General features: G+C 70.5%; 19 protein-coding genes. 5 read left to right on the top strand and 14 right to left on the bottom strand.

Features of this window, described 5'->3' with window-relative positions:
* Positions 1 to 278: 278 nt before the first annotated feature.
* The 6 genes from O7629_RS33265 to O7629_RS33240 form a co-directional block, all read right to left on the bottom strand.
* Positions 279 to 2,315 (bottom strand): beta-galactosidase, encoded by a 2,037-nt coding sequence (locus O7629_RS33265; RefSeq protein WP_278174331.1) that lies wholly within the window; start codon positions 2,313 to 2,315, stop codon positions 279 to 281.
* Positions 2,312 to 3,001, bottom strand: a complete 690-nt coding sequence (locus tag O7629_RS33260) for a hypothetical protein (protein ID WP_278174330.1) — start codon at positions 2,999 to 3,001, stop codon at positions 2,312 to 2,314. The genes O7629_RS33265 and O7629_RS33260 overlap by 4 nt, the downstream gene beginning before the upstream one ends.
* The gene (locus O7629_RS33255) at positions 2,994 to 4,541 is read right to left on the bottom strand and encodes a xylan 1,4-beta-xylosidase (RefSeq protein ID WP_278174329.1); all 1,548 of its coding nucleotides are present in this window, start codon (positions 4,539 to 4,541) and stop codon (positions 2,994 to 2,996) included. Before O7629_RS33255 ends, O7629_RS33260 begins: the two co-directional genes overlap by 8 nt.
* Before the next feature lie 61 nt (positions 4,542 to 4,602).
* The gene (locus O7629_RS33250) at positions 4,603 to 6,252 is read right to left on the bottom strand and encodes an extracellular solute-binding protein (protein WP_278174327.1); all 1,650 of its coding nucleotides are present in this window, start codon (positions 6,250 to 6,252) and stop codon (positions 4,603 to 4,605) included.
* A 59-nt stretch (positions 6,253 to 6,311) separates the two neighbouring features.
* Positions 6,312 to 7,238 (bottom strand): carbohydrate ABC transporter permease, encoded by a 927-nt coding sequence (locus tag O7629_RS33245; protein ID WP_278174325.1) that lies wholly within the window; start codon positions 7,236 to 7,238, stop codon positions 6,312 to 6,314.
* Positions 7,235 to 8,233: an ABC transporter permease subunit gene (locus O7629_RS33240; protein ID WP_278174323.1), complete on the bottom strand. Its 999-nt coding sequence runs from the start codon at positions 8,231 to 8,233 to the stop codon at positions 7,235 to 7,237. The genes O7629_RS33245 and O7629_RS33240 overlap by 4 nt, the downstream gene beginning before the upstream one ends.
* A gap of 315 nt (positions 8,234 to 8,548) precedes the next feature.
* Here O7629_RS33240 and O7629_RS33235 point away from each other — a divergent pair, with 315 nt between their 5' ends.
* The 3 genes from O7629_RS33235 to O7629_RS33225 all read left to right on the top strand — a co-directional run bounded on the left by O7629_RS33235 (position 8,549) and on the right by O7629_RS33225 (position 12,414).
* Positions 8,549 to 9,616, top strand: a complete 1,068-nt coding sequence (locus O7629_RS33235) for a LacI family DNA-binding transcriptional regulator (protein WP_278174814.1) — start codon at positions 8,549 to 8,551, stop codon at positions 9,614 to 9,616.
* Positions 9,617 to 9,655: 39 nt separating this feature from the next.
* Positions 9,656 to 10,648 carry an acetylxylan esterase gene (locus O7629_RS33230; RefSeq protein WP_278174321.1) on the top strand — a complete coding sequence of 331 codons (993 nt, stop codon included), beginning with the start codon at positions 9,656 to 9,658 and terminating at the stop codon, positions 10,646 to 10,648.
* Between the two features lie 176 nt (positions 10,649 to 10,824).
* Complete coding sequence (locus O7629_RS33225) at positions 10,825 to 12,414, top strand: S8 family peptidase (RefSeq protein ID WP_278174319.1); 1,590 nt, start codon at positions 10,825 to 10,827, stop codon at positions 12,412 to 12,414.
* A gap of 82 nt (positions 12,415 to 12,496) precedes the next feature.
* Here the strand turns inward: O7629_RS33225 and O7629_RS33220 are convergent, their stop codons facing one another.
* Positions 12,497 to 13,594 carry a GDSL-type esterase/lipase family protein gene (locus O7629_RS33220; RefSeq protein WP_278174317.1) on the bottom strand — a complete coding sequence of 366 codons (1,098 nt, stop codon included), beginning with the start codon at positions 13,592 to 13,594 and terminating at the stop codon, positions 12,497 to 12,499.
* A 913-nt stretch (positions 13,595 to 14,507) separates the two neighbouring features.
* Complete coding sequence (locus O7629_RS33215; RefSeq protein ID WP_278174316.1) at positions 14,508 to 15,200, bottom strand: ElyC/SanA/YdcF family protein; 693 nt, start codon at positions 15,198 to 15,200, stop codon at positions 14,508 to 14,510.
* A 75-nt stretch (positions 15,201 to 15,275) separates the two neighbouring features.
* On the opposite strand from O7629_RS33215, the gene O7629_RS33210 reads away from it, so the two are divergent.
* Positions 15,276 to 16,658 carry a PQQ-binding-like beta-propeller repeat protein gene (locus O7629_RS33210; protein ID WP_278174813.1) on the top strand — a complete coding sequence of 461 codons (1,383 nt, stop codon included), beginning with the start codon at positions 15,276 to 15,278 and terminating at the stop codon, positions 16,656 to 16,658.
* 52 nt (positions 16,659 to 16,710) lie between these two features.
* Here O7629_RS33210 and O7629_RS33205 read toward each other — a convergent pair whose 3' ends face one another.
* The 4 genes from O7629_RS33205 to O7629_RS33190 form a co-directional block, all read right to left on the bottom strand.
* On the bottom strand, positions 16,711 to 17,745 hold the full coding sequence (locus O7629_RS33205; protein WP_278174314.1) for an iron-siderophore ABC transporter substrate-binding protein: 1,035 nt from the start codon (positions 17,743 to 17,745) through the stop codon (positions 16,711 to 16,713).
* A gap of 74 nt (positions 17,746 to 17,819) precedes the next feature.
* Positions 17,820 to 18,935, bottom strand: coding sequence for an iron chelate uptake ABC transporter family permease subunit (locus O7629_RS33200; protein ID WP_278174313.1), 1,116 nt, complete (start codon positions 18,933 to 18,935; stop codon positions 17,820 to 17,822).
* Complete coding sequence (locus O7629_RS33195) at positions 18,932 to 19,933, bottom strand: iron chelate uptake ABC transporter family permease subunit (protein WP_278174311.1); 1,002 nt, start codon at positions 19,931 to 19,933, stop codon at positions 18,932 to 18,934. The genes O7629_RS33200 and O7629_RS33195 overlap by 4 nt, the downstream gene beginning before the upstream one ends.
* A 72-nt stretch (positions 19,934 to 20,005) precedes the next feature.
* On the bottom strand, positions 20,006 to 22,225 hold the full coding sequence (locus tag O7629_RS33190; protein WP_278174309.1) for a glycoside hydrolase N-terminal domain-containing protein: 2,220 nt from the start codon (positions 22,223 to 22,225) through the stop codon (positions 20,006 to 20,008).
* Between the two features lie 164 nt (positions 22,226 to 22,389).
* Between O7629_RS33190 and O7629_RS33185 the strand changes: the two genes are divergently transcribed.
* Positions 22,390 to 23,277, top strand: a complete 888-nt coding sequence (locus tag O7629_RS33185; RefSeq protein WP_278174307.1) for a DUF3152 domain-containing protein — start codon at positions 22,390 to 22,392, stop codon at positions 23,275 to 23,277.
* 37 nt (positions 23,278 to 23,314) lie between these two features.
* On the opposite strand, the gene O7629_RS33180 is transcribed toward O7629_RS33185, so the two are convergent.
* Positions 23,315 to 24,295, bottom strand: a complete 981-nt coding sequence (locus O7629_RS33180; protein WP_278174306.1) for a sulfite exporter TauE/SafE family protein — start codon at positions 24,293 to 24,295, stop codon at positions 23,315 to 23,317.
* A 130-nt stretch (positions 24,296 to 24,425) separates the two neighbouring features.
* On the bottom strand, positions 24,426 to 25,844 hold the full coding sequence (locus O7629_RS33175) for a GH1 family beta-glucosidase (protein ID WP_278174305.1): 1,419 nt from the start codon (positions 25,842 to 25,844) through the stop codon (positions 24,426 to 24,428).
* Positions 25,845 to 25,950: the final 106 nt, after the last annotated feature.

The following is a 25,950-nucleotide window of genomic DNA, read 5'->3' as shown; positions in this document are numbered from 1 at the left end:
CACCGCACCGACCCTGCCACCGGTCAGGGGCCACTCAGGTCCCTCAGGCACACGTCACCCGTCCGGCGTACACCGGTCATAGCCGCTCTCATGATCCACAGCGCTTCAGCTGACCGGCCCGGGCGTGTCGGTTCGACAGAGCGTTCTGGATCATCGTGTCGGCGCGGCGGGTGGAGGGTGGTGCACCCTAGCTGGCGCGATAGGGTGCACCACCTTCGACCCGCCGCGAGACACGACGTCCCGACGGACGCGACGCCCCGACGGACGGCGGCGCGGCGTCAGGCGTCCTCGCGGAGCACGAGTACGCCGTACCGGTCCAGGCGCAGCGGCGCACCGGCGGTGACCCGTTCCCCGGTCAGCAGGTCGATCCCGGCGGCGCAGGCCGGCAGCTCGACCGGCTCCTCACCGTGGTTGAGCAGGAACCGGATCCGGGTGCCGTCCGGCGCGACCCGTACCGCCGACTCCAGGTCCGGCACGTGCGCGTACGGGCCGAGCAGTCCGTGCCGGTCCAGGATCCGGCGTACCACCCAGTTCACGCCCGCCTGGTCGAGCCCGGCGGCGACGTACCACCCTTCACCGGCGCCGAACCGGTTGCGGGTCACCGCCGGGGTGCCGGCGTAGAAGTCGGCCTGGTAGGTGCCGATCACCTCGGCGCCCTGCGGGATGACCAGCTCGAACAGCAGCGTGGCGGCGGAGACGACCGACCGGGCACCGTCCGCCGCCAGGGTGACCGGGTTGACCACGTCGGCTTCCCGGGCGTCCCATTCGTCGATCCGGATCCCCATCAGCGGGGCCAGCGGCCCCGGCACATCGGCCAGGAACGCCTGATCGTTCTCGTCGACCCGCCCGGACAGGTAGGTTCCCAGCACGGTGCCACCCTGCTGGGCCACCTCCGCCAGGCGGGCCGCGAGGTCGTCCTTGACCATGTGCAGAGCCGGCGCGAGCACCACGTCGTAGCCGGTCAGGTCGGCGGTGACCGGGACGACGTCGACGTCGATCCCGGCGTCCCACAGTGCCCGGTGATAGGCGAGCACCACCTGCTGGTAACGGACCAGCCGGGACGGGCCGTCGGAGATCTCCAGCGCCCACCAGCTGTCCCAGTCGAACAGCACCGCCACTCGGGCCGGGGTGCGGGCACCGAGCGTGACGCCGCCGAGCCGCGCCAGCTCCGCACCCAGCTCGGCGACCTCGGTGAAGACCCGAGTGTCGGAGCGGCCGGCATGGCCGATGACCGCCCCGTGGTACTTCTCGCTGGCTCCCCGACCGGCGCGCATCTGGAAGAACAGCACCGCGTCGGCGCCGTGCGCCACCGCCTGCCAGCTCCACAGCCGCAGGACGCCGGGCCGTTTAAGCGGGTTGACGTCGCGGCAGGCGGTGACGCTCGGGGTCTGCTCCATCAGCCAGAACGGCTGGCCGCCCTTCAACCCGCGGATCAGGTCGTGGGTGAGCGCCATCCGGGCCGCCGACCGGTCGTCGGGTGGGTAGTTGTCCCAGGAGGCGAAGTCGAGATGCTCGGCCCAGCGGTGGTAGTCGATCGGCCGGTACATGCCCATGAAGTTGGTGGTCACCGGGGTGTCCGGGCTGGACTCGCGGATCGCTGCCTTCTCGTCGACGAAGTTGGCCAGCATCGCGTCCGACATGAACCGCAGGTAGTCCAGGGTGATGCCCTGGAACGCGGTGTGGTCGGGCCCGCGCCAGTGTTCGGTCAACGCCGACGGCGGCTCGATCTGCCCCCACTCGGTGAAGGTGTGCGACCAGAAGGTGGTGTACCAGGCGGCGTTGAGCGCGTCGAGGCTGCCGTACCGCTCGCGCAGCCAGAGCCGGAAGTTGGCGGCGCACAGCTCGCAGTAGCAGGCGCCGCCGTACTCGTTGTTGACGTGCCAGGCGACCAGGCCGGGGGTGCGTGCGTAGCGTTGCGCGACGCGCCGGGCCAGCTCCGTGGCGAGTCGGCGGTACGTCGGCGAGTTGGGGCAGGAGTTGTGCCGTTGGCCGAACCGGTGCCGGCGGCCGGAGAAGTCGACGCGGGTCACGTCGGGGTGGGCGCGGGCCATCCAGGCCGGATGCGCGCCGGTACCGGTGGCCAGGCAGATCTGCCGGCCCTCGACGACTGCCCGCTCGACGATGCGGTCCAGGGTGGAGAAGTCGTAGACGCCGGGACCGGGCTGGGTCAGGCCCCAGGTGAAGACGCCGACGGTGACGGTGTCGATCCGCGCCGCGTCGAACAGCCGGTAGTCGTCCTTCCAGACGTCCTCGGGCCACTGCTCCGGGTTGTAGTCCCCGCCGTACGGGATCTTCGCGACGTCGGGCAGCGTCACCTGGTGAACTCCTTCTCGATCGCTGTGATCATCGGTCGGCTGGTGCGCAGCAGCAGCAACGCCAGCACCGAGCCGGCCAGCGCCAGCACCGCCTCCGAGGTGTACGCGGTGATCCCGGTCGCCACGACCCCGAGCGCCAGCACACCGAGGGAGGTGCCGGGCGTACGGGTCAGGAAGTGCGCGGCGAGCCGGGCCACGTCGCGGGCGCGGAACGCGAACAGCGAGGTGATCACCAGCGCGGTGCCGCCCCAGACGGTCGCCGCGACCGCGACGAGGACCAGCAGCGCCGCCCACCAGCGCGGCACCCCGGCCGCGTCGAAGTAGGCCAGGTTGACCGCGACGACGGTCAGCCCGGCCAGCAGCGGCAGCCAGATCCGCAGCACCCCACCGAGGTTGGCCCGGTAGCCGCGCCGGAAGTCGACGGCCGGGGTCAGGTCGGTGATGTCGGGACGGTGCCGGGCGATGGCGTACAGGGCGGCGGACAGCGCCGGGCCGACCGGGATGGCGCAGGCGGCGTAGATCGGGATGTTGCTGGGGTCGCGGGCCAGTAGCAGCGCCGGCACCAGGCCGGGCAGTACGCCGGCGAGCAGCAGCAGCTCGACGACGGTCAGCCGGTAGACGATCGCCGCGACCCGCGACAGTGGGCCGGTGCCGAACTGCCGCTGCGCGGCGGCGAGGTCACTCATCACGGCCGCCCTGCCCGAGCAGCCGCCGGTCGTCGGTCCACGGTGGCGTCTCGTCGACCACCGGGGTGATCTCGACCAGGGTGACCTCGTGCCGGGCCAGGGTCAGGTCGACGTCGACCCGGCCGTCGACGGCCGGCAGCGCGCGGTGGCTGCGGGCCGGTTCGGCGGCGGTACGCAGCGCGTCGAGCTGCGCCGGCCGGGGTGACCGGGGGCGGCCGAGCTCGCACCAGGCCCGCCAGGCGTTGCCGGCGTCGTCGCTGACCGACGAGCGCAGCAGGAACGCCGAGCCGGCCGGGGCGGTGACCGGGACCGACAGCGAGACGACGTGCCGGTCCGGGGAGGCCGTGACGTCGGTGACGTCGACCGGCGCCCAGGCCAGCACGGTGACCCGGCCGGTGTCGTCGTCGCGGGTGACCAGGTGGTCGGTGCCCCGGGCGAGCGCCTGACGGCCCATCCGGGCCATGAACGCGTACAGATGGTAGGTGGGTTTTCTGATCTGCCGGTGGGTGAGCAGACCGAAGCCGCCGTGGAAGATCGCGGCCGGGATGCCGACCTCCTCGAAGACGTCGCTGAACGTCCAGTAGGAGAACGAGTCGACCAGGTCACCGCCGGCCGCGACGACCGGGGCCAGGTACGCGGCGTGGAACGCGGTGTCGTGGATCGGATTGTCCGGCCGGTAGGAGGAGTTGAACTCGGTGATGTGCACCGGCAGGTCGGCCAGGGCGGTGCCGGCCAGGTGCTTGCGCGGGCTGGCGAACTGTTCCAGCAGGTGGTCGGCGGGCATCAGGGTCTGGTAGGTGCCGAACGGCACGTGCTGGGCCGGCCCCGAGGTGTACGCGTGCCGGCTGACGAAGTCGACCGGCACGCCGCGGTCGGTGACGTACTCGGCGAACGGCACCAGCCACTCGTCGGCACCGGGTGAGATGGCCGGCCCGCCGACCTGCAGGTCGGCGTCGACCTCCTTGACGGCGTGCGCGGTCACCTCGTACAGCCGGTGGTAGGCGGCCTGGTCGGCGCCTTGCCAGAAGATGTCCAGGTTGGGCTCGTTCCACACCTCGATCGGCCAGCCGCGGACCTGCGCCAGGCCGTACCGGTCGACGAGGTTGCCGATGGCGGCGCGGACCAGGTCGGCCCACTCGGTTTCGGAGCGGGGCGGGGTGACGTTGCCGCGCCACCAGAAGACGGTCTGGTCGCCGGAGGCGAGTGCTTCGGGCATGAAGCCGAGCTCGATGAACGGGGCGATGCCGAGGTCGAGGTAGGCGTCGACGATCTGGTCGGCGTAGGTGAACGAGTGGTGCACACCGCGTCGGCCGGCGTGTTCGTACGGCCGGTGGATGCCGACGCCGTCGCTGAGCAGCCCGTGCCCCCGGATGTAGCGGAAGCCGATCTCCTGCTGGACGAGGGCGAGGGACTCCCGGTAGTCGCTGCGCAGCGCGAGGTCGAGCCGGCCGGTGCCGACGCAGGCCCGCCAGGCGTCCGGCAGGGTGCCGGTGCCCTGCTGCGGTACGACGATCCGGGTCAACTCTGCTCCGCTCCTCATGATGGTGCCGGCTGTGCCGGTCGCGTCCCTGCCACGGACGCGACCGGCACCCCCCAGGTGGTCAGCCGTGCTCTTCCTGGTATCGCTGGTACGCCCCGTTGACCAGGTCGATGTACTGCTGGGCGTTCTTGCCCTCGACCTCGGCGACGTAGGCGTCCCATTCGGACAGGTCACGCTGGCCGAGGATGAACTGCAGGGTCTGCTGCTGGACGTAGTCCTTCAGCGGGGTCTCCCAGAGCGTGGCCTGCTCGCGCTCCTCCTCGCTGAACGGCTTGGGCGGCGAGACCGGCAGGGTCTCCTTCTGCCCCATCGCCTCCTGGAACCTCAGCTCCTCTTCGGAGAAGGTCGACTGCAGCAGTTCGGTGGTGCCGCCGTAGGCGAACACCCCGTTGCTGAACCCGAAGTCCTTCTGCAGGTGCTTGCTGGCGTCGGGGTTGATTCCGATGAAGTCGATGTCGGAGTCGAGGATCCACGTGCCGTCGGCGTCCTTGGTGTAGGTGACACCTTCGACTCCCCACTTGGCGAACTCCTGGCCTTCGTCGGAGTACCAGAGCCAGTCGATGAACTGCATCATCGCGACGAAGTTCTCGCTCTCCCGCGCCTTGCTGGAGATCATGATGCCGTTCTCCAGGCGGGAGCCGGCCTTGACCGAGCCGACCGGGCTGTCCGGCCGGGTGATCTTGGCGATGGTGGCGTTCGGGTTGTTCTGCGCCAGCGCCGGCCGGTAGTCGTTGACCAGGGTCTGCGCATTGGTGCTGATGACGAACGACTTGCCGGTGGCGAGCTTCTGGATCGCGGTGTCGTCGTCCTGGGTCACGCTTTCCGGGTCGAAGAGACCTTCGGCGACCAGCGAGTGCAGGAACTCCACCATCTCCTTGTACTCCGGCATGGTGCCGGTGAAGACGAACTCCTGGGCCTCCCGGTCGAACGTGGCGTTCTGGTAGCCCCAGCCGCCCATCGTGTCGTAGCCGTACGACGGGCCGATGATGTTCTGCAGCGCGCCCAGCGGGGTGGGGATGCTCCACCGGTCCGACATCGGGTAGACGTCCGGGTACGCGGCCTTCATCGCCCGTAGCATGTCCCGGAACTCGTCCCAGGTGGCCGGCTCCTCAAGGCCGAGCTCGGCGAGGATGTCGGTGCGTACGGCGATGGTGTAGTCGGTCCAGACGTCCTCGTGCAGACCGGGCAGCAGGTAGTACTTGCCGTCCTGCTGGCGCAGCGAGTCGATGTCACCCTGCAGGTTCCACTTGGCGACCTTGTCCTGGAAGTGCGGCATCAGGTCGACGTAGTCGCTGATCGGCAGGATCGCGCCGCTGGAGACGTACGCCGATTCCTGGCCGGGATAGGTCTTCGGGATGATGAACGGCGCGTCGCCGGCACCGATCAGCAGACCACGCTTCTGCTCGTAGTCGCTCAACGGCACCTCGACCGTTTCGAGCGACACGTTGGTGCGCTCGGTCAGCTCCTCCCAGAACATCCACTCCTTGTCGATCTGATAGTTGGGATGGTTGTTGTAGAGCAGGGAGAAGCTCAGCGCCTCGGTGGCGGTGAACTGGTCACCGACGCCGTAGCTCTCCATGGCACCGACCCTGTTGCCGTCCAGGTCCTCCGCCTCGGTTTCGCCGTCGCTGCCACAGGCGGCGATACCGAGTGTGAGGGCAAGGACACCAGCGGCGACCGCTGCGTGGCGGTGCCGGGATCGTTGGAACATCGGGCTTCCTTTCGTGTGCGGAAGGCATTCGATTGAATGGGGCGGACCTGTCCGCAGCGCTACCCCTTGACCGCGCCGAGCATGATGCCCGACACGAAGTAGCGCTGAATGAATGGATAGACCATGATGATCGGCAGTACGGTCAGGATGATCGTGACGGCCTGAATGTTCGCGGCCGCCTGGGCAAGGCTGTCGCTGCTACTTCCGGTGGAGGTCGCAGTGGTCGCCCCGGCGATCAGGTTGCGCAGGTAGACGGTCACCGGGAAGAGTTCGGAGCGGTCCATGTAGAGGAATGCGGTGAACCACGAGTTCCAGAACGAGACCGCGTAGAAGAGCACCATCGTGGCGATGATCGCCTTCGACAGCGGGATGACGATGCGCCAGAGGATGCCGTACGTGTTGAGCCCGTCGACGGCGGCGGCTTCCTCCAGCTCGGTCGGCAGGCTTTCGAAGAAGGCCTTCATGACCAGCAGGTTGAACACGTTGATCGCGTTCGGCAGCACGATCGCCCAGATGCTGTTCTTCAGCCCGAGGCTGGTGATCAGCACGTAGTTGGGGATCAGGCCACCGGAGAAGAACATGGTGAAGACGGCGATACCGACCAGCGCGCTCCGACCCTTGAGATCCTTTTTAGACAGGACGTAGGCGTAGCAGGTGGTGAGCACGATCGAGATGACGGTGGCGGTGACCGTGTAGACGATGGTGTTGCGGTAGTTGGTCCAGAACATCGAGTCGGACATCACCAGCCGGTAGGTGTCCAGGTTGAACCCGCGCGGGATGATGTTGACCTGGCCGGACCGGATGTAGCCCTCGTCGCTGAGCGAGCGGGCGATGATGTTGGCGAACGGGTAGAGCGTGACGATCACGACGCCAGTCAGGATGATGCCGTTGACCGCCCGGAAGATCCGGTAGCCGCGGGTGTCGTCGGGCCGGCGGGGCCGGCGTCGGGTCGGCTGGAACAGCTTGCGGGAGGCGTCGACGGTCACCACAGGCTCGTCCCCACCGTGCGACGGGCGATCAGGTTGGCGGACAACACCAGGGTCAGCCCGATCAGCGCCTCGAACAGGCCGATGGCGGCGGCGTAGCTGAAGTTGCTGGAGACGACACCCATCCGGTAGAGGTACGTCGATATCACGTCGGCGGTGGGGTAGGTCAGCGGGTTGTACAGCAGCAGGATCTTCTCGAAGCCGACCGCCATGAAGGTGCCGATGTTGAGGATCAGCAGGGTGATCATGGTGGGCCGGATGCCCGGCAGCGTCACGTGCCAGGTCTGCCGCCACCGGTTCGCCCCGTCGATCCGGGCCGCCTCGTAGAGGTCCTCGTCGATCGTCGTGAGGGCCGCGAGGTAGAGGATCGTCCCCCAGCCGACGGTCTGCCACACCTCGGAGGAGACGTAGATGGTGCGGAACCAGCCCGGCTGCTGCAGGAACGGAATCGCGTCACCGCCGAGCGCCCGGATGATCGAGTTGACCGTGCCGTCGACGGAGAGGATCTGCATCACCATCGCCGCGACGATCACGATCGACAGGAAGTGCGGCAGGTAGGACACCGATTGGACGAACCGCTTCATCCGGCGGGCACGGACCTCGTTGAGCAGTAGGGCGAGCACGATCGGCAGCGGGAACACCACAACCAGAGTCAGCGTGCCGAGAATCAGGGTGTTGGTGAAGACCTGCCAGAACGTCGGGTCGGCGAGGAACATCCGGACGTAGCGCAGGCCAACCCAGTATTCGCCGAAGACGCTGCCACCGGGCTGGAACCGACGGAACGCGATGACGTTTCCCAGCATCGGCAGGTAGCGGAAGATCAGGAAGAACACCAGCGGCAGGATGACCAGCGAGTAGAGCTGCCAGTCGCGGCGCAGCGCCCGCCGCCAGGTACGTGAGCGGGGCCGGCTCCGGCCGCGTCGCGGTAGCTCGTCGACCGGCGGCAAGGGCACCTGCGCCTGCGGCGACGCATCGACCGTGCTGGGGGTACTCATCCCAGTTGCCGCCCCTCACGTCCGGCCCGCCACCGGCCCCCTGCCGGCAGCAGGGAACGCCTCGCGGGACACATCCCTCGAAACTTTCGGAAATATGTGCGTTACCTTGCGGGGAACCTAAACTCCCCGGCATGGTGTGTCAAGGGTCACCGAACCGGACCTTCAACTGCATAGAGTGCGCTTGAGGTCGCTCAAACGTCACCAATCCCCTACTCACCGCCACCCCTGACACACGCTGACCCGGGCTTACCAGCAGGTTTAGCTCCGGAAGTTTCGGTTACCTTACGTGAGGTACACATGACAGAAGCGCCGCCACTGCCCCCAGCGCGTCCCACCGCACCGCCGACTCCCACATCCGTCCCGAGCACCGACCCACCGTCTCCGACAACCATCGCCACCATCGCCGACGAGGTCGGCGTCTCGATCACCACCGTATCCAAGGTTCTCAATGGTAAGGCAGACGTGGCGCCGCAGACCCGGGCCCGGGTGGAGGCCAGCCTGGCCCGGCACCAGTACCGTCGGCGGGCCCGGCGCCCGCCGATCCGCCACGACCAGATCGATCTGGTCTTCCACGAGTTCGACTCACTCTGGGCGATGGAGATCATCCACGGGGTGGAGACCATCGCCAGCGCCGCCGGTATCGGTCTCAACCTGACCCAGCTCGGCGGCCGGCACAGCCCGCCGGAGGACTGGCTCGACGGCACGGTGGCCCGCCGCCCGCTCGGCGTGCTCTTCGTCCTGTGTCACCTCACCGAACGACAACAGGAACTACTCGCCCGCCAGCTCATCCCGTTCGTGGTGATCGACACCGACAGCGCCACGTCGGCGTCGGTGCCGACCGTCGGATCCAACAACTGGAACGGCGGGCTGATCGCCACCCGGCACCTGCTGCAACTCGGGCATCGGCGGATCGCCATCATCTCCGGGCCACGGGACGTGCTGTGCGCTCAGGCCCGCACCGCCGGATTCCGGTCGGCACACGACGAGGCCGGCCTGTCGGTCGCGGCCGACCTCGTCCGGCACGGGGATTTCTACGTCGATGCCGGCTTCGCGCACGGGATGGCGCTGCTGGACCGCCCGGACCGGCCGACCGCGATCTTCGCCGGATCCGACATGCAGGCACTGGGCGTACTCCGGGCCGCCCGCCAACTCGGCCTGGACGTCCCGCACGACCTGTCGGTGATCGGGTACGACAACGTGCCGGTCGCCGCCTGGACGGTGCCCGCGCTGACCACCGTCAACCAACCGCTGCGCGACATGGCCGGCACCGCCGCGCAGATGTTGCTGGACCTGGCCCGCGGTGCCGAGTTGTCGACCAGCCGCATCGACCTGGTCACCGAGTTGGTGATCCGGGAGAGCACCGCCCCGCCACCGCCCGCCTGAGCGAATGTCCACCGTGCACTTGTTCACCTGGGAGATTCAGTGCCCTCGTTTGATCTGCCGTTGCCGCAACTTACGACGTACAGCCCATCTGTGGTCGAACCAGCTGACTTTGCGACATTTTGGAAGTCGACCCTGGACGATGCCGCCAGCCGTGAGGTGCTGATCGACGTCCGTCCGGAGCCAACGGACCTGCGCCTACTGGACACCTGGCAGGTGACGTTGCGCGGGTTCGGCGGCGACCCGGTCAACGCCTGGTACACCCGCCCGGCCGGGGTCGACACGCCGCTGCCGGCGGTCGTCGAGTACCTCGGCTACGGGCGGGGCCGGGGCCTGCCACACGAGCGGCTGACCTGGCCGGTCGCCGGCTACGCGCACCTGCTGATGGACGCCCGCGGCCAGGGCGACCAGTACGGCAACGGCGGGGACACCCCCGATCCGCACCCCACCGCCGCCGGTGGCCCCGGGCCGGTGACCCGCGGGATTCTCGACCCGGCCGACTACTACTACCGCCGGCTGATCACCGACGCGGTCCGCGCGGTGGCCGCGGTGCGCGCGCTGCCCGGCGTCGACCCGGCCCGGGTGGTCGCGGCCGGCAACAGCCAGGGCGGCGGGCTCGCTCTGGCTGTCGCCGGCCTGGTCGACGACCTGGCCGCGCTGATCTGCACCGCACCGTTCGGCTGCCACTGGCAGCGGGCGATCGAGATCACCGACAACGAGCCGTACGGCGATGTGGCCCGGTACCTCGCCGTGCACCGCGACGCCGAGCCGGCGGTACGCCGCACCCTGTCCTACTTCGACGGGGTGTCGTTCGCCCGCACCGCGGTGGCTCCGGCGCATTTCGGTATCGGGCTGCGCGACACCACCTGCCCACCGAGCACGGTATTCGCCGCGTACAACCAGTACGGTGCCGGAAATGGACGCCCGGAGCCACCGGCTCGGGAAATTCACCCGTATCCGTTCAACGGCCACGAAGGCGGCGAGGCGGAGCAGGTCCGCCGACAGTTGCGCTGGCTGCACGAACTATTCCACTGACCCGTTACCGGCCCGAACCAACAGTTCCCCCCGCACCTCCGCTACTTCGTCGACACTGGACAACTGACATTAACGTCGGTTAATGTCTAGGTCGTCCGGTGCACGAACCCGAGCCAGCGGTCGCGGCCGCGTGCCTGCGGTTCGCCCGCGGACAGACGACCCAGAAGGGATCGGAGATGAGTGGACCCGGATCGTCCTGGTTCCGCAGGACGGCCTCCCGCGGCACGCTGGCCGCTGCCGCAGCCGCTGCCGCAGCCCTGCTGCTGTCGGCGACCGCATCCGCCGCCACCACCACCGGCGAGATCCTCGGTGCCGACAGCCCGGACGCCATCCCGGGCAGCTACATCGTCGTCTTCTCCGACGGTGCCACCGCGAGCAGCCAGGCCCGGACCACCGATCTGGCGGCGCGGTACGGCGCGAAGGTGCGCCACGTCTACTCGCACGCCCTGACCGGCTTCGCCGCGACGATGAGCGAATCGGCGGCGCGGCGGCTCGCCGCCCGGCCCGACGTGGCCTACGTCGAGCAGGACGGGGTGGTCCGCGCCCAGGCCACTCAGGTCAACCCGCCGTCCTGGGGCCTCGACCGGATCGATCAACGCAACCTGCCGCTGGACAGCAGCTACACCTATCCGACGACGGCGTCCAGGGTCCGCGCCTACGTCATCGACACCGGCGTCCGTGTCACGCACACGACGTTCGGCGGCCGCGCCAGCTGGGGCACCAACACCACCGGGGACGGCAACGACACCGACTGCAACGGCCACGGGACACATGTCGCCGGCACGATCGGCGGATCGCAGTACGGCGTCGCCAAGGGCGTGTCGTTGATCGCCGTCAAGGTGCTCACCTGCACCGGCTCGGGCAGCTTCGCCGGGGTGGCCGCTGGCGTCGACTGGGTGACCGGTCACCACGCCACCGGCGTGCCGGCGGTGGCCACCATGAGCCTCGGCGGAGCCGGACCGAACGCCACCGTCGAGAACGCCGTCCGCAACTCGATCGCCGACGGCGTGGTCTACGCGATCGCCTCCGGCAGCAGCGACGCCGACGCCTGCGACTTCACCCCGGCCCGGGTCGCCGAAGCGATCACCGTCAACGCGAGCACCCGCACCGACGCCCGGGCGTCCTTCTCCAACTGGGGCGCCTGCACCGACATCTTCGCTCCTGGCGAGGGCATCACCTCGGCGTGGAACACCAGCGACACCGCGACGAACACGATCAGCGGAACCTCCACGGCCGCCCCGCACGTGGCCGGGACAGCGGCGCTGATCCTCGCCGCCAGCCCCCACATGACCCCGGCACAGGTCGCCACGACGATGTTCGACGACTCGACGCCGAACAAGATCACCAACCCGGGTACGGGCTCACCGAACCGACTGCTCTTCGTCGCTCAGGATTTCCCTCTGCCGTCCGCCGTCCTCTACCGGTTCTGGAACGGTCCCGACCACATCAGCAGCACCGCCAGCTCGATCCCCGGCTACCAGCGGGAATACTCCCCCGGGTCGGTGCGGACCACCCCGGAGCCCGGCACCCACCCGCTCTACCAGTGTCTGGTCGGCAACTGGGACTACATGACGTCGCTCGACGCGAACTGCGAAGGACAGCAATTCGTCGGCCTGATCGGGTACGCCTACACTTCGCCACCGGCCGGCTCGTATTCGGCGTTGCGCCGGTGCTGGACGAACAACGGTCTGGACCACTTCGACTCCATCACCGACGACTGCGAGGGACAGATCATCGAGATGCCGCTCGGTTACCTCGCCAACTGACCCGGACCCGGCGGGTGCCACGGCCGACGTCGGCCGTGGCACCCGCCGGTCGCTCCGGGAGCAAGGGACCGCTACGGGTAGCTCAGCTCGCGGTGCAGGACGGGGTCATGCCGGAACCGCTGCCGGTGCCCTGGAAGCCGAACTCGGTCGACTGTCCGGCACCGACCCGGCCGTTGTAGCTGACGTTGCGGAACTGCACCGGGCCGCTGTTGCCACTGCGGTCGGCGTTCCAGGCGTTGGTGACGGTGGCACCGCCGGGCAGGGTCATCCCGACGGTCCAGCCGGTGAGTCCGGCCGAGCCGGCGGTGACCCGGACGGTCGCCACGAACCCGCCGGGCCACTGGTTGAGCGATACGGTGGCGGTGCAGCCACCGCCCGGTGGCGGGGTGGTCGCGGGCGGTGGGGTGGTGGCCGGTGGCGGCGTGGTCGGCGTCGGTGACGTGTCCGGCGTGGTGGTCGGGCTCGGGCTCGGTCCGCCGCCGGGGTTCAGACTTCCGGGTACGGACAGCAGCGCGTCGTACCACTTGGTGGCCATCTTGCTGTACCCGGTGGCGTTCGGATGCACGCCGTCGGCCAGGTCGGCGGTGGTCAGCGCCGAGTACATGTCGACGAGGTGCACCCGGCGGCCGGCGTTCGCCCGGCTCTGCACGATCTGCGGGATCGCCGAGTTGTACGCGCGGAACTGAGCGTCGCTGAAGCTGGCCGGGATGATCGTGGCAACGAACAGGTGGGCGTCCGGCGCGGTGTTGGTGATCTTGTCGATCAGCGCGGCGAGCCGGTTCGGCGCGTTCGGCAGGTCCCGGTTCTGGGTGATGTCGTTGGTGCCGATGTGCAGCAGGATCGTCTGCGGGTCGGAGGCGTTCAGCCAGTTGACGATGTTGGCGTCGATCTGGTCGATCCGCCAGCCCGAGTGGCCCTGGTGGTTCCGGTCGGGCAGGCTGGCCGGCCCGTTGGACTGGGATCCGACGAAGTCCACGGTGTACCCACCGGCCTGGAACTTCTGCCACAGGTCGATGCGGTAGCCGCCGGGCACGTTGAAGCCGTCGGTGATCGAGTCGCCGAGCGGCATGATCCGCACGGCGGACGCCTGGGCGTTGGCGCCGTTGCCGATCGCGAGCGCGACGGCGACCAGCAGCGCGGCCGCCAGCGCCGCCGTACATCGACGGACGGTCGAGGTCATGGAAAACTCCCTCCAATAAGCATCTACAGAGGTCAATCTAGATGCCCATCGGAGGACCAGTCCGGCACGGACCGGAACCCCGGCGACGAACGGACGGCACGCTGCGCCGAACGGCAGGCATGACCACAGGGAGTCAAGACGGGTCAGCCGTCCGGCCGAACGTAACTGGCCCACCGCCTTTCCCCCTGCTGCAGGAGCTTGCCTTCCCTCGCAAGCCTCCGCAGCAAACGACTTGCCTGATCGGGTGCGAGAGAGCAGAGATCTGCTGCTTGTGCCCGGGTAATCCGGCCATGAGCCGACACGTACTGCAAAACCATCTGCTCCTGCTGAAGCGACTCGAATCCTTTCATTCGAACGTAACCTGACGGAACACCCAAAACGCGATATACTACGGCAGATAGGTGCCAGGTACGTCCCTTTCCGCTGCCACGCGCCTCGACCCAGCCTCGCTCGACCATCCGAGCCAGCAGATTCCGTGCCTCGCTCTCCGTACGCTGGACGAGATTGGCGAGGTCATGTGTTGAAGCCTGTCGCTCCCGCACCAACTCGGTAAGCACCTGAAGTTCGCCAAGCCCGAGCGGAGCACCTAGCCGCTCCTGCTCCCTGCTCCAACATCCACCTCGTCATCGAAATATTTGCCGGCCCACCAGGAAACCGCAGCAAGAATTCCTCGGCCAGCCGGAGAAGCGGATAGGCGAAGAACTCGTTGACCTCAACTTGCATCCCCTTAACCGCGCTATCCAATCAGCCGGATCCGGCGCTGCCCCTACTTCCGACATTCAGCTCCCTATACGACAGCTCTACACGCTTGGCGGTCAGCATATACGCATTGCGCATAGCTGATGCGCGGCGCGCATAACCAGCCGCGACAACCAAGGTTTTTACCGGACAAAATGCCCCTGATGCCGCAGACTCACTCGCGCAGGGCGTCGTCGAGGCTGGTCTCGGGTGGGCCGGGTAGCGCCGGGTCCCGGCCCACCAGCACGTCGTACGCGGCCTTGACCGCAGCGAACCGCTCCCGGAACGCGCCCCAGCGCCAGGCCCGCTCGAAGCGGCGTACCGAGTCGTCGCCGACGCCGACCGCGTCCACGCCGACCCGCCGGCAGACCGTGACCGCCCGCTCGATGTGGAAGCTCTGGGTCACCACGATCGCCTGGTCCACACCGAAGACGCGGCGCGCCCGCAGGCACGAGTCGTAGGTGTCCAGACCGGCGTGGTCCTGCACGATCCGGTCCGCCGGCACGCCCCGGTCGATCAGCCAGCGCCGCATCGCGCCCGGCTCGTCGTAGTCCCACTCCCGGTGGTCGCCGGAGACCAGCACCGCCCGGACCAGGTCGGCTTCGACCAGCCGCCGGGCCACCTCCAGCCGACCGGCCAGGAACTCCGACGGCGTACCGTCCGGCCGGACCTGCGCACCGAGGACCAGGGCGACCGGCGCGGCCGGCACGCTGGCCAGCTCGTAGACGTGCTCGGCCGCCGAGGCCCGCACCCAGTAGCCGCTGCCGGTGACCAGCAGCGCGACCGCGACCGCCGCCGCGGCGCAGACGGCCAGCTTGCGGCGCAGCCACCGGGTTCGACGGGACGGATGAGCCAGGGCGTCGTCCATACCGTAATTATGGTCGACGGGCACCTCGCGCCCGGCCGCTGGACACCGGCCGCGACAGGAAAGAGTGTGGAGCACATGGTCATCGAGCTGGGTCTGGCCGGCCACCCCGAGGCACCGCCGTCGCCGCCAGCCGGACGGTGGTGGCGGTCACCGCGGCGGGTACGGCTGGCCGCCGGCCGGGCCCGGCCGCTCGCCGCCGTCGCCGGCCTGGCGCTGCTGGCCGGCCTGTCCGGCGCGGCCCCGCCCAGCGGCCCGCTGCTCGTCCACCTCGCCAGCCATCAGGTGAAGGCCCGGGACATCGTGCTCGCCGGGGACCGGCTGCTGGTCACCTCGGCCGCCGCGCAGGGCGCGGCGACCACCTGGCAGCTGTCCGCGTACGACGTACTGGACGGCGAGCTGCGGTGGACGGTGCCGTTCGACGCGGCGAGTTGGCGGCTGCGGCAGGTACGCCGGACCGGTGACGTGGTGCTGGTCGACCCGAGGTCCGGTCCGGGCACCGGCTCGACGGTGATCCTGGACGCGCAGACCGGGCAGACCCGGTGGGTGGCACCCGACGGGCTGGTGCTGACCGACGACGGGCGTACCGCGCTGATCGACGAGCCGGACGACGCCGGCGCCACCTCGTCGACGCTGCGTGCGGTCGACGTGGCGACCGGCGACGAGCTGTGGCGGGCCGACCTGGCCGTGCCGACCGAGGTGCTGGCCGGGTCCGCCGGGCAGGCGCTGCTGGTCGGCACCGACGGCCGGGCGCAGGTACGCGACGGGCGTGACGGCACGGTGCTGCGTACCGCCGATCTGGGTGAGGTGTCCCGGCCGGACAGCATGGCCGGCACGCTGCTGCTGCGCCAGCGGCGCGGCGGTGAGCTGGGGGTCACCGGCTACGACCCGGCGACGTTGCGGCAGCTGTGGCACCGGCCGGTGCGGTACGGACCGGGCCGGATCACCGGGTGCGGCGAGCTGATCTGCTTCCCGGACGACACCCGGATCGAGGCGGTCGACCCGTTGACCGGCCGGACGGTCTGGCGGGTGCCGGCCGACCTGGTGGTCGACTTCGACAGCTACCTGGTGGCGTACAGCGTCTCGGCCGACGGCAGGTCCGGTGCCGCGGCGGACGGCGACGGTCGCGGGTATCCCGCGTCGGTGGCGGTGGCGGATACCAGCGCCGAGGCGGGTTCGGGCAGCGGGCGGATCGTCGACCCGGGGACCGGGCGGACCCTGCTGCCGTTGAGCGCGTGGGAGACGGAGTTGGAGGGGCGCGGCGACGCGACGTTCGTCGGCTACCGGCAGCCGACCGAGACCGGGCCGGCCGGGCTCGCGGTGCTGGCGCCGGCCGGTCCGGAGACGGTACGCATGGTCGGTAGCGTCCCCGGACCGGTAGGCGGCTGTGTCGGCGACCGCAGCACGATCGTCTGCCGACACGGCGCCGACGCGATCAGCATCTGGCACTACGAGCTCTGACCCGACCCGACCCGGGCGAACCTACCCAGGCCGGGCCGGGCCGGATGGTCGTTCAGGAAGCGGCGTCGACCTTGTCGGCGGCTTCGGCGAGTGCGGCGACGTACTCGTCGAGGCCCCAGGTGACCGACAACGCGGTGGGCGGCGACACCGAAGCGATGAACTCGGCACCGACCAGCGAGGCGACCGCCCCGGACTGGATCTGCGGCATGGTCTGCGCGGCCTGCGAGGACAGGAACGCGTCCTGTTCCTCCTGAGTGGTGGCGAACGACACCAGCACATCCGAGGTGAGCTGGTCGAGCTGCTCGTAACTCATGGTGAAGTAGAACGTCGACTCGTCGGTGCCGAGGTCGTTGACGCTGGGCGCGCCGGTCATCCCGAGGTCGAGGGCGAACTCGACCCGCGGGTCGGCCTCCTTGTAGACGTAGAAGGTGCCGGCGGAGTCCCAGACCATGGCGACGCTCTTGCCGGCCAGCTGCGGGTTCTCCTCGGCCTTGGTGGCGATCTGCGCGTCGATGTCGTCCAGCAGCGTCTGCGCCTCGTCGCTCTTGCCGAGCGCGGTGCCGACGGTGGTGATCAGGTCACGCCACGGGGTGGCCCACGCCTCACCCGGGTAGGCGACCGTCGGCGCGATCTGGCTGAGCAGGTCGTACTGTTCCTGGTCGATGCCGGAGTAGACGGCGAGGATCAGGTCCGGGTCGGCGGCGGCGATCTCGTCGAACGGCGGTTCCTGGGCGTCCGGCAGTACGGTGGGCACCTCGGCGCCGGTCTCGTCGAGCTTCTCGGCGATCCACGGCAGTACGCCGTTGGCGTCACCGCCGTAGCTCTGGAACGGGATGGCCACCGGCACCACGTCGAGCGCGATAGCGGCGTCGGCGCTGCCCCAGCCCCAGGCGACCACCCGGGTCGGAGTGTCCTCGATAGTGGTCTCACCGAGAGCGTGCTCGATGGTCACCGGGAAACCGGCCGAGCTGCCACCGGTCGCGGGGTCATCGGTGCTGGAATCGTCACCGGAACCGCATGCGGTCAGGCCGATGGTGAGGGCAAGCGGGGCGGCGAAAAGGACGCGGCTGAGTTTTCTGCTGATCACTGTCTCTCCTACGAGCGCGGGGTCGTCCGCGAAGGTCAGCACATGCAACCACGGCCAAGTTAGGTTTGGCTAGCCTATGTAATCCTGGTTACCGAGCCGTGATTCCGGCCGGCGGTGGCGAGCAACCACAGCAGGTACGGCCCGCCGATCACCGCGGTGACGATGCCGACCGGGGTCTTGATGTTGCCGGGTAGCAGGTGCTGGGCGACCAGGTCCGCCCCGGTCACCACCACCACTCCGACCAGAGCGGCGGGCAGCAGCACCGGGGCGCCGGAGCGCATCATCCGCCGGGCGATCGGCATGGCGACGAACGCCACGAACGCGATCGGCCCGGTCACCGCGGTCGCCACCGCGGCGAGGGCCACCGCGATCGCCAGCAGACTGATCCGGCTGCGTTCCAGCCGCACCCCCAGGCCGGTCGCGGTGTCGTCGCCGAACTGCAGCAGCCCGAGCGCCGGACGCAACGCCAGCAGCACCGGGGTCAACACGCCGAGCAGCGTCGCCAGGACGGCGATCTCCGGCCAGCGGGCGCTGCCCAGGCTGCCGACCATCCACGACAACGCCGTCTGCGCCTCGCGTACCTCTCCCCTGGTCAGCAGGTAGCCGAGGACACCGTGCGCCATGAACGCGGCGGCGATGCCGACCAGCACGAACCGGTACCCGGTCAGCCCGCCCCGCCAGGAGAGCAGGTACACGGCGGTCGCCGTACCGGCCGCACCGACGAACGCGGCGACCGACACGCCGAGGCTGCCGGCACCGAGCGTGATCAGCGCGAACACCGCGGCGGCGCTGGCCCCGCCGGTGACGCCGATGATGTCCGGGCTGGCCAGCGGGTTGCGCAGCAGGGTCTGGAAGATGCCACCGGCCAGGCCGAACGCGGCACCGGCCAGAATCCCGGCGACCAGTCGGGGCAGCCGCAGACTGAGGATGATGAAGTCGTCGCGGCCGCTACCCTGCCCGATCAGCGTGCGGAGCACCCCGTCCAACGAGATCTGGTAGGCGCCGAGACTGAGGCTGAGCAGGGCGAAGATCGCGACGACCCCGGCCAACCCGGCCAGCACCACGGTGGCCCGGCGGCGTCGGCGACGCCGCAACCGGCCCAGCGCGGGAAGCCCGAGACCAGCGGTACGGTCGGCGGCGTACCGGTCGGCGTCGCTCCGGTCGGGATCGCGGGTGTCGGTGCCGGTCACACGCTGGCCAATCGGGAGCGGCGGACCAGGGCGATCAGCACCGGTGCGCCGAGGAACGCCACGACCAGGCCGGCCTCGACCTCGCCGGGCGGCGCGATCAGCCGACCGAGCACGTCGGCCGCGACCAGCAGGGCGGCACCGAGCACCGCGCTGTACCCGAGGATCCACCGGTAGTCCGGCCCGGTCACCCAGCGGGCGGCGTGCGGCACGACCAGCCCGACGAAGACGATCGGCCCGGTGAGCGCCGTCGCCGAGCCGCAGAGCAGCACGGTCGCGGTCATGATGACCGCCCGGTCCCGTACCACGTGCTGGCCGAGCCCGTGGGCGACGTCGTCGCCGAGGCTGAGCGCGTTTAGCACCCGACCGGAGACCAGCGCCAGCAGGGTGCCGACGGCGATGAACAGCAGCACCGTACGGGCGGTGTCGAGGTCCCGCCCGACCAGCGAGCCGACCTGCCAGAACCGGTAGCGTTCCAGGGTCTGCAGGTTGGTCAGCAGCACCAGGGTGATCAGCGAGGTGAGCACGGCGGTGAGCGCCGAGCCGGCGATGGCGAGTTTCACCGGGGTCGCGCCGTCGCCGCCCATCGACCCGATGCCGTAGACGAGCAGCGCGGCGAGGGTCGCCCCGCCGAACGCGAACCAGATGTAGCCGGCGGTGGTGCCGATGCCGAGCCAGGTGATCGCGACGACAACGGCAAGTGACGCGCCAGCATTGATGCCGAGCAGGCCGGGGTCGGCGATCGGGTTTCGGGTCAGTCCCTGCATGAGCCCGCCGGACAGGCCGAGCGCGAGACCTGCGAGCAGCCCGATCACGGTCCGGGGCAGCCGCAGGTCCCAGATGACGACGTGGTCGTTGACCGCCGGGTCGCGGTCGACCAGCGCCTCGACCACCACCGGCAGCGCGATGTCCCGGGATCCGAGGGCGAGGCTGGCGAAGACGGTCAGGGCCAGCAGCAGTACGGCGACCAGCAGCCCACCAAGCCGCCGACCAACAGTCACCCATCCACCACTTTGGGTCACGCCTTGTCCGGCGCGCTCACCCCGACCGGCCCGGAGTGAGGTAAGCATCGCCTAAGTATGCAGGGAAAGCTCCACCGGCTCATCGGCGGGCAGGTCCACCGCCCTCGCACCGTACGGGCTGCGTACCGTCACCTGTTGGGTGAGCGCCGAGCGGAGCCGGACCCGCAGCGTCGTGGCGTCCCAGGTCAGCTCCTCGACGGTGATCCGGCCCCGGCAGGTCACCCCGCGCAGGGTGCCGCCGGGCAGCTCGACCGGCCAGGCCGGCAGCAGGTGCACCGACCCGGGGCGCGAATCGACCAGCATCTCGATCAGGACGCCGGGCAGCGCGTGCACGGCGTCGGCGTTGTAGGTCTGCAGACCCGGATTGTGGGCGCTCATCAACGACCGGAAGAACATGTCCGTGCAGAGGATCTTCCGCAGGTTGGCGGCGGCCAGGTCGGCGTCGCGCAGCCGGGCGGCGACCAGCGCCCGGTGCAGGCTGCCGTGCGCGGACAGGTTCTCGTCGCCACGTACCGCCAGGGCCCGGTGGGCCGCGCGGGCCAGCTCCGGGGTGCCGTCCGGGGTGATCTCGTGCAGCGGCCAGACCGGGTAGAGGTGGCTGACGTGCCGGTGGTCGTCGTCGGCGCGGTAGCCGGGCCAGGCCCACTCGGCCAGCGCGCCCCGCTCGTCCACCAGGTACCCGGGCAGCCGCGCGGCCAGGTCGGCCCACCGGGACGCACCGGTCAGCCCGCCCGCGACCCGCATCGCGTGCCGGGCGGCGGCGATGTCCGTGGTGGCGTTCACCGCCGGGTAGACCGGCTCGTCGTGCTCGTCGAGCGGCCCGGTCTCGGCGGAGAACGACGGCACGATCACGTACCGGCCGTCGTCGCCGACCCGGGTGAGGAAGTCCTCGAAGAACTCGGCCGCCTCGACCAGCCAACCGGCTGCCTCCCCCAACGGCTCCCCGGTGACCAGGTGGTGCTCCCACAGCGGGTACAGCAGCCAGTGGGCGCCGGGCAGCCAGGCCGGCCAGGGCCACTCGTCGCAGAAGTGGAACAGGTGCCCGTGCTCGCCGTCGGTGCGCCCCGGCGCGAGCAGGCCACGGCCGCCGTACACCGCCCGCGCGTTGCGCCGCCAGTCGTCGACCTGGCCGGCGATCAACCGTCGGTGCGCCGCCGTCACCTCCGGCAACGCGCCGATGTTCGCCCCGGCCAGCTGCAGGTTCAGATTGGCGTCGGTGGTGAAGTCGCCGGCCCAGGCGGCGTCCCAGGAGCCGAGCCAGAGCCCGGTCAGCCGGGGCGGCAGCACCCCGCTGGAGCTGATCAGCAGGTACCGGCCGGCGTGGAACAGCCGTTCCAGCAGCGGGGGGAGCAGCCGCTCGCCATCGGCGCGCTGGGCGTCGAGCAGCTCACCGACCGGACGGCGCCGGTCGGCCTCGTCGACCCGCAACCGCAGCTCGACCCGCTGGTACATCGGCCGGTGCAGGGCGACGTGCCGGGCCAGCAGCCGCTGGTAGTCGGCGTCGGCCAGCCCGGCGAGTCGGGCGTGCAACGCCTCGGTGCCCCAGCCCGGCGCTTCGTAGCGGTCGAGCACGGTCAGCGCGGACGCGTCCCCGCCGATCAGGATCCGGTCGCCGACGATCTCGGTGTCGCCGGTCACCAGGGTCAGCCCTTCGAAGCCGTACGCCCCGAGGCCGGCCGGATAGCTGCCCCGGACCCGCAGGAACGCGTACCCGTTCCGCCGGTAGGCGGTGATGTCGTAGGTGACGCCGGCCGGCCGGCCGGGCAGCTCGCCGGTCGCGCCGAGCAGGCATTCGCCGGCGGCGAGCCGGACCACGGCGACCCGGTCCGCGCGGGAGACGAAGGCTCGCCGGGTGCGGCCGCCGGCCCACCGCACGGTGATCTCACCGGTGGTGAAATCCGTGGTACGCAGGTAGTCGGCGGGCAGTGGCGCCGGCTCGACATGCCGGCCGGCGATGGTCGGTTCGTCGACGGTCAGCGCGTAGCCGGGGTGGAACGACTGGGTCCACTCCAGCTGCCGGCCACCGGCCAGCAGCCGGCCGGCCTCGGCCCGTCGGCCGGCCAGGATCAGGTCCCGGACCTGCTCGATGACCCCGGCCAGCTCCGGTGGCCGCAGGTCGCGGGTGCCGTTGGGCAGCACGAACCGGTGGTGGTCGACCACGATCCGTTCGGCGGTCGGGTCGCCGTGCACCATCAGCCCGTACTCGCCGTTGCCGGTGAGGAAGGCGTCTTCCCAGCGCGCCGCGGGCGCCGTGTCGTCGATCCGGTGCATCGGATCGACCTTAGCCAACGTCCTCGGCGGACGGCGGTCACGCGGTGACCGCGCGGCGGTTGTCCGGCCGCGTGCGATCCGGATCACCGCAGGTCACCTGGGGTGGGCCGGACGCCGTCGCTGTGGTTGGGTGACGTGACGTCGCCGAGGGGAGTTGACTGAGGGTGCGTATCGGGCGATATCCGGTCCCGGCGGCGCTGCTGACAGCGGTGCTGGCTGCCGGCGTACTGGTCGGTTGTGGCACCGCCCCGGCTCAACCACAGTGGCTGCCGGCACCGGGTGCGGCCGGCGGGCGGCCGGCGACGGCCGATCCGACCGGCCCGAGCGCGACGGCGGACGCCGCCGGGTCCAGTCCGACGCCGAGCGCCAGCCCGAGCCCGACGCCGAGCCCGACACCGACCGTGCCGCCGGATTCGGCGATCCCCGGCTCGGCCAGTGGCAGCTTCGCCGCCGCCGACGGGGCGGCGGGCCGGATCGGCATCGGTGCCCGGATCGTCACCTACCGCGTCGAGGTCGAACAGGGCATCGACTGGGGCGGCCTGGAGCCGTGGACGGTACGGCGGTTCGCCGACCGGGTGGACGGCATCCTGGCCGCCTCCCGTGGCTGGACCGAGTCGGGGTTCCACCCGGTGACCGACCGCAGCGTCGGGTTGAACCGGGCGTCGTGGTCATTCCGGCGGGTCGGCGGGAACAGCTACGACGTACGGATTCGGCTGGCCACCCCGCAGACCGTCGACCGGCTGTGCGGTCAGGTCGGGCTGACCACGGCCGGCGTCTTCTCCTGCCGGTTCGGCACCACCATCATGATCAACCTGCGCCGCTGGCTGCAGGGCGCGGACGGCTACCCGGTGACCATCGACGAGTACCAGACCAGCGTGATCAACCACGAGATCGGCCACTACCTGGGCTTCGACCACATGGGCTGCGCCGGGCAGGGCCGGTTGGCCCCGGTGATGGGCCTGCAGACCACCGATCTGGGCGGCTGCCGGCCGAACCCGTACCCGTTCGACGAGGACGGCCGGTTCGTCAGCGGCCCGTGGCAGCCTTCCTGACCGTCACGGTGTCCCGACCGTCACGGGATCCCGACCGTCACCGGCCGCCGACCCGCAGCGGTTCGGCCCGGTCGGCCGGCCGGTCCGGCTCGCGCAGCTCGGTACGGGCCAGCGCGGGCAGGCCGTGCCGGCGGCGGGCCGCCATCCAGCCGAATGACCCGGCGACCACGACGGCGGCGAGCGCCACCAGCAGCGGGATGTCCGGCACACCCAGCAGTTTCATGGCACTGGCCAGCAGTACCAGGGTCAACGCCCGACGGACCAGGCCGCCGGGTGCCCGCGACGACAGCTGTGCGCCGAGCCACGCCCCGGGCACCGCCCCGAGCAGCAGCGAGGTGGTCAGGTCGAGGCGGAAGTCGCCGAACAGCAGGTGCCCGACGGCGGCGGCGATCACCAGCGGCACCGCCTGCACCAGGTCGGTGCCGACCAGGAAGGCGGGCCGCAGCAGCGGGTAGAGCATCAGCAACGCGATGATGATCAGCGAACCGGAGCCGACGCTGGTCATCCCGACGATCAGACCGCCGACGGCACCGATCAGCACGGTCGGCAGCGGCCGGGCCCGCAGCGGCGGCTCGGCCGGCGCGGTGTCGCTGCCGGGCAGGCCGGCGGTGCCGGTCCGGCGGCGGGCGGCGTGCTCGGCCATCCGGGTGTAGGTGCGGAAGACCAGGCCGGCGGCGGCCAGCACCAGCGCCACCCCGAGCGCCACCTTGATGCCCTGCTGCAGTCGCTCGCCGTCGCCGAGTGAGCGCAGTAGCAGGACGCCGGCGAACGCGCTCGGCACGCTGCCCAGGCAGAGCCAGCCGACCAGCGACCAGTGCACGGTCCGCCGCCGGATGTGCACCAGCCCGCCGACCGGTTTCATCACCGCGCTGACCACCAGGTCGCTGGAGACGGCGGCGAGCGGCGGTACGCCGAAGAAGATCACCAGCATCGGGGTCATCAGCGCCCCGCCGCCCATGCCGGTCAGCCCGACGATGATCCCGATGCCGCAACCGGCCAGCACCAATACCCAGTCCACCCTGTCGAGGGTGCCGGACCGGACCAGCAATGTCTAGCATGTCGATCGGAATTATCAGGTCGATAGGTGAACCGAATCCGGGCAGTTCGCGGTCAGCGGCCGGCCGGCAGCGCCGGGGCGACCGGCCCGGTCAGCGGGCGGCCGGCAGCGCGTTCGCGGCCACCACCCGCCGGTACCAGTGCGCGCTCTCCTTCCAGGTACGCCGCATCGTCTGCCGGTCGACGTGCACGATGCCGAACGTCTTGCCGTACCCGTGCGCCCACTCGAAGTTGTCCATCAGCGACCACACGAAGTACCCGCGCACGTCGGCGCCGCCGTCGATCGCCTCGGCCACTGCGGTCAGGTGCCGGTGCAGGTAGTCGACCCGGCGCGGGTCACGGACCCGGCCGTCGTCGTCGAGCACGTCGTCGAACGCCGCCCCGTTCTCGGTGATCATCATCGGCAGCCCCGGGTAGTCGCGGTGCAGCCGCAGCAGCAGCTCGGTCAGCCCGGTCTCGTCGATGTTCCAGCCCATCTGGGTGTACGGGCCGGGCTGGGTGACGAACTCGACGTCGGTGACACCGATCCACGGCGAGGCCGCCCCGTCGGCGTGCCCGTCGGCGGTCGACCGCGGCGACACCCCGTCCCACTGGCGGACCAGCACCGGGTTGTAGTAGTTCACCCCGAGCAGGTCCAGCGGGGCGTGCGCGGCCGCCTCGTCGCCGTCGCGCACGAACGACCAGTCGGTCACCGCGGCGGTGTCGTCGATCAGGTCCCGTGGGTACGCCCCGTCCAGCATCGGCCCGAGGAAAGCCCGGTTGGCCAGCGCGTCGATCCGGCGGACCGCCTCGGCGTCGCCGGGCGACTCGCCCCGCACGTGGTGCAGGTTCAACGTCACGCTCACCCGGGCCGCCGGGTCGATGCTCGCCCGCAGCGCGCGTACCGCCAGACCGTGCCCGAGGTTGAGGTGGTGCACCGCGGCGAGCGCGGCGGCCGGCTCGGTACGCGCCGGGGCGTGCACCCCGGAGCCGTAGCCCAGGTACGCCGAGCACCACGGCTCGTTGAGGGTGATCCAGGTGTGCACCCGGTCGCCGAACACCTCGCCCATCCGGCCGGCATACTCGGCGAACCGCTCGGCGGTGTCCCGGTGCGGCCAGCCGCCGGCGTCCTCCAGCTCCTGCGGCAGGTCCCAGTGGTAGAGGGTGGCGACCGGTGCGATCCCCCGGGCCCGCAGCCCGTCGACCAGCGCCGAGTAGAAGTCCACGCCCCGCTGGTTGAGCTGGCTGCCGCCGCCCGGCAGCACCCGGGACCAGGAGATCGAGAACCGGTACGCGCCGACGCCGAGCTCGGCGAGGATGTCCAGGTCCTCCTCCAGCCGGTGGTAGTGGTCACAGGCCACGTCACCGGTGTCGCCGTTGGTGACCAGACCGGGGGTGTGCGCGAAGGTGTCCCAGATGGAGGGCGTCCGGCCGTCCACCGCGGCGGCCCCCTCGACCTGGTACGACGCGGTCGCCGTACCCCAGAGGAAGTTGCCGGGGAAGACCGGGCCGGACGGTGATGATACGGGCATGTCGGGATTCTCCTTACGCGCTGAGCACGATCTCGATCTGGCTGGTGCCCGGGTCGGCGGTGACCCGGACACCCGCCTCGGTGGCCTCCGGGCAGGGCCCGTACCG

Origin of the sequence: Solwaraspora sp. WMMD792, from assembly GCF_029626105.1 — a bacterium.
Lineage (GTDB): Bacteria > Actinomycetota > Actinomycetes > Mycobacteriales > Micromonosporaceae > Micromonospora_E.
This window is presented reverse-complemented; position numbering and strand designations above follow the sequence as displayed.